The organism is uncultured Maritalea sp., from assembly GCF_937139385.1.
Classification (GTDB): Bacteria; Pseudomonadota; Alphaproteobacteria; order Rhizobiales; family Devosiaceae; genus Maritalea; species Maritalea porphyrae_A.
This window is the reverse complement of sequence record NZ_CAKZPW010000243.1, coordinates 1-3,530: the sequence shown is the minus strand read 5'-3', so window position 1 is coordinate 3,530 and position 3,530 is coordinate 1. Positions and strand designations below refer to the sequence as shown.

3 protein-coding genes are annotated in these 3,530 nt (G+C 49.9%); all 3 read right to left on the bottom strand.

From position 1 onward, the window contains the following. On the bottom strand, positions 1-468 hold a 468-nt coding region (tsaE, locus tag Q0231_RS10175), incomplete at its 3' end, for a tRNA (adenosine(37)-N6)-threonylcarbamoyltransferase complex ATPase subunit type 1 TsaE (protein ID WP_299347581.1). A 13-nt stretch (positions 469-481) separates the two neighbouring features. Next, complete coding sequence (locus Q0231_RS10170) at positions 482-2,878, bottom strand: ATP-binding protein (RefSeq protein ID WP_299347579.1); 2,397 nt, start codon at positions 2,876-2,878, stop codon at positions 482-484. Positions 2,879-3,129: 251 nt separating this feature from the next. Beyond that, positions 3,130-3,530: adenosylhomocysteinase (locus Q0231_RS10165; protein WP_299347577.1), on the bottom strand; the 401-nt coding region annotated here is incomplete at its 5' end.

The following is a 3,530-nucleotide window of genomic DNA, read 5'->3' as shown; positions in this document are numbered from 1 at the left end:
GGATTCGAGCAATGCGGCAAGTTTATTTAGGTCTTTTGTGTGGCCGGCTACAGTGAGATCACGCCCTTGAGCTTCGCCTACTATGTTTTTGATGGTCAATGAAAAGCGAGCTTTCTCACTAAATTCGGGCAAGCGATCCGGCCATTCAATCAACATGAGATTGTCGCCGTCAAAAAGCCCAAGTTCTTCGGCTTCACTTTCATCCGATAAGCGATAAAGGTCTGCATGTAGGCAGCTGATGTTGGCGAATTGATAAGGCTGGACGAGGGCAAACGTCGGACTTGGCACTTCCAAATCCTCATCTTGTGCGAGTTTACGGATTAAGCTGCGGGCAAAGAAAGATTTTCCAGCACCAAGGTCGCCAGAAAGCAGAATAATGTCGCCAGCTTCAACAAGTTGCGCGAAGGCATTGGCAAGTTGTTTGGTGCCTTGTTCACTGATGATTTTGAGCCGGGTTTGGTCCGCCATGTTTGGGTCCAAACTACTCCGCCGCGCCTTGGCTGACCTGTTCAGCAGGCAGATTGACAATTACGCGTGTGCCCTTTGGTTCACGCTGTTCAATGCTGACCGTACCCCCATGCATATGCGCAAAGGTTTTTACGATTGATAGGCCCAAGCCCGCACCGCGTTGACGCCCCGCCACTGCGCGTCCTTCAAACCGGTCGAAAATCGAAGAGATCATATCTTCGGGTATACCTTCGCCTTCATCTTCAACAACAAACAAAATGCGCCCGGCGCGCTCTGTTACGTCGAGAGAGACTTTGGAACCCGGTTCTGAATAACGTACAGCGTTGGAAAGAAGATTATAAAGAACTTGCACAATGCGGGCGCCATCCGCAACGAATGTGGGCAAGTTTTTGGAAACACTAATGCTCAAGTTTACCGGCACGTCATCTTGGGACACTTGCAAGGTCGCCACCACGCCCGCAGCTGCTTTCTCCACGAGCTCTGCCACATCAAGCACTTCAGTATTTAATTCGGCAATTCCGGCGTCGATGGTGGTTACGTCCAAAATATTGTCGATCAACAGAACAAGTGTGGCACTTGATGCCCGGATGTAGTCGGCATAGCTTTTTTGCTTTTCATTGAGTTGACCCGCTTCTCCTGCGGTGAGCAGATCGGCAAATCCAATGATATTAGTGAGCGGCGAGCGGAACTCATAAGAAACATTTTGCACAAAGGCATCTTTGAGCTTATCGGCGGTTTCAAGCGCTTCATTGCGCTCTTTGAGCACACGCTCATAAGCCGCGCTTTCTGTAACATCCACAAAGGTCACAAGCGTTTGACCATCGGGCAAGCGCACCACCGCATAATCGATTAGTCGGCCATCTGCCCGTGATATGCGGCCGGTTTTGTTTGACCGTTCGGGGCTAATGTCAATGATGAACGATTTCAGGTCTGCCCAAATCTCGCGCCCGTCTTTAGGCAATGATCTGTCGCACATTTCAACAATATCTGAAATGTGGGTTTGCTTGTTCAACAGATTAAGTGGGACTTTCCAAATGCCAGACAATTGAGTGTTGTGCAGCTTCAAGCGCCCGTCTGTTCCAAACACGGCCACGGCTTCGCGCAAGGAGTTCAAGGTTTCTTCTTGCACGTGAATGAGCGCGTTATACCTGCTTTCAAGAGCCAGCTTTTCGGTGACATTGTGATAAACATAAATCACACCGCGCGCGTTTGGCGCTGGCGAAGCAATTACGTTCAGCACTTGACCAGAAGGCAAATGCCACATGTCTTCGCGGGTTTTCTTTAATCCATAGCTAGAAAGATGGGTTGAGCGCCATTTTTTATAGTCTGGCTCAAGCGGCAAATGGCCCTGCGTCCGCAATCGATCCAAAATTGCTTTTTCATTTGGGTGGGTATCTAGCCAATTGGTATCAAGTTCCCAAAAGTCCGCAAAACTCTTGTTGTAATGGGTCAGTTGCGCGCTGCCATCAAATACGGCAACAGGGGTACGCAATTCGTTGATTGCGGCGGTGAGAAAACTTGCGCGAGGATCGTTTTTCTCTTCATTTGAGGCCAGCCCCTGCACCGCGTACCCTGCAGTACCATTGATCAATTTGAATTTGGTCACATCAAGCGTGCCAAATTTTTGATGTTGCTCGGTTACAGAATGTGAGCCCTCGACCTGGCCGACTTCTCGCAAGCGCAATAGGGCTGCACTGTCAAAAAGCTCCGGGATTGTTCCCGTCCGGTTTTCTTGGGGGATACCCAAGAGTTCAAAATAGGCTTGATTGACTTTGACCAATTTGCCACGCACATCGCGGACCCAAGCTGGGTGGTTCAGCTTATCAAACAGCCTTGCACAGGTTTCAATGTCCAGTTGGCTCTTGCTGGCGCTTGGCAGAACATAGGGGGTTTCTTCTTCAGCAATCCGGCGGGCGATGCGCAAGACCGGGCTTCCTGCCACCAATTTGCCGCATACACGAAATCGCTGATCGGCACTGCCATTGGCACCAAATTCAAATTCCGTTCCCTGCGCCAGTAGGTCGGCAAGTTTAAATTTGACCTCAATAGCGCTTTGCGCGGTGAGCCAGCTTTCAAAGTCAAGCACCATTTGATCGCTGATATGAGTTTCGATTACCTGACGCACAGGCCCGACAATCGAAGGGGTTGCTGCTGGGTCGCGCCAGATAACGGTTATTTCTGACATGCCGTTGAGAATGTTTTCTTTCTCATCCAGCGCAGCGCTTAGCTCCATCACTTGTATATTGGCAGAACGCGCTGCACGCTGGCTCGCTTGGCGTTGCATGATGGCCAAAAAAGTGGTGGCGGCGCCAAACAACACAGCCCCGACCGCAATTGCATAAGGCGTTGTGGCCAACAGCTGTGAATTTGTGAGTTGGTCTGCCTGGGCAAATACCGGGCTCGTCAGCATGAGCGCGATGGGCGCGCTTGTGAATCTTGCGACTCCTCTACTGATCGGGAAAGTTCCCGGCACCATATTTTTGCCCCTCTAAACAATAAATTAACGAATTCGCCGCCAAACCGAATCACCTAACCATACCCCTACGGCGAATCCGCCAACAAGAGTCAAAATGCAGCCATGAACAAAAAAGGGTGGCTCGAGGCCACCCTGATCTTGAAATGTTCTGCGAATGAATCGCAGTCGCAAATTTGAGGCAAAACCTAGTAGCGATATTGTTCTGGTTTGAACGGGCCGTCTTTTGGCACGCCAATATAGTCGGCTTGTTCTTGGCTGAGTTTTGTCAGCTTTGCGCCCAATTTTTCCAAGTGCAATTCTGCAACTTTTTCGTCTAGATGTTTCGGCAACACATGAACCGCGTTCTCATATTGCTCGGCCTTGGTCCACAATTCGATCTGCGCCAATGTTTGGTTGGCAAAAGATGCGCTCATCACAAAGCTTGGGTGGCCTGTTGCATTGCCCAAGTTCACCAAACGGCCTTCAGACAATAGAATGATCCGGCTGTCTTCGCTTAAGTGAACGATATCCACTTGCGGTTTCACATTGGTCCATTTGAAGTTTTGCAATTCTGCCACTTCAATCTCGTTGTCGAAGTTACCAATAT

What these genes read in the sequence shown, in the direction of transcription:
- Q0231_RS10170 (WP_299347579.1), bottom strand. Translation starts at nt 2,878, where the DNA reads ATGCTGACGAGCCCGGTATTTGCCCAGGCAGACCAACTCACAAATTCA.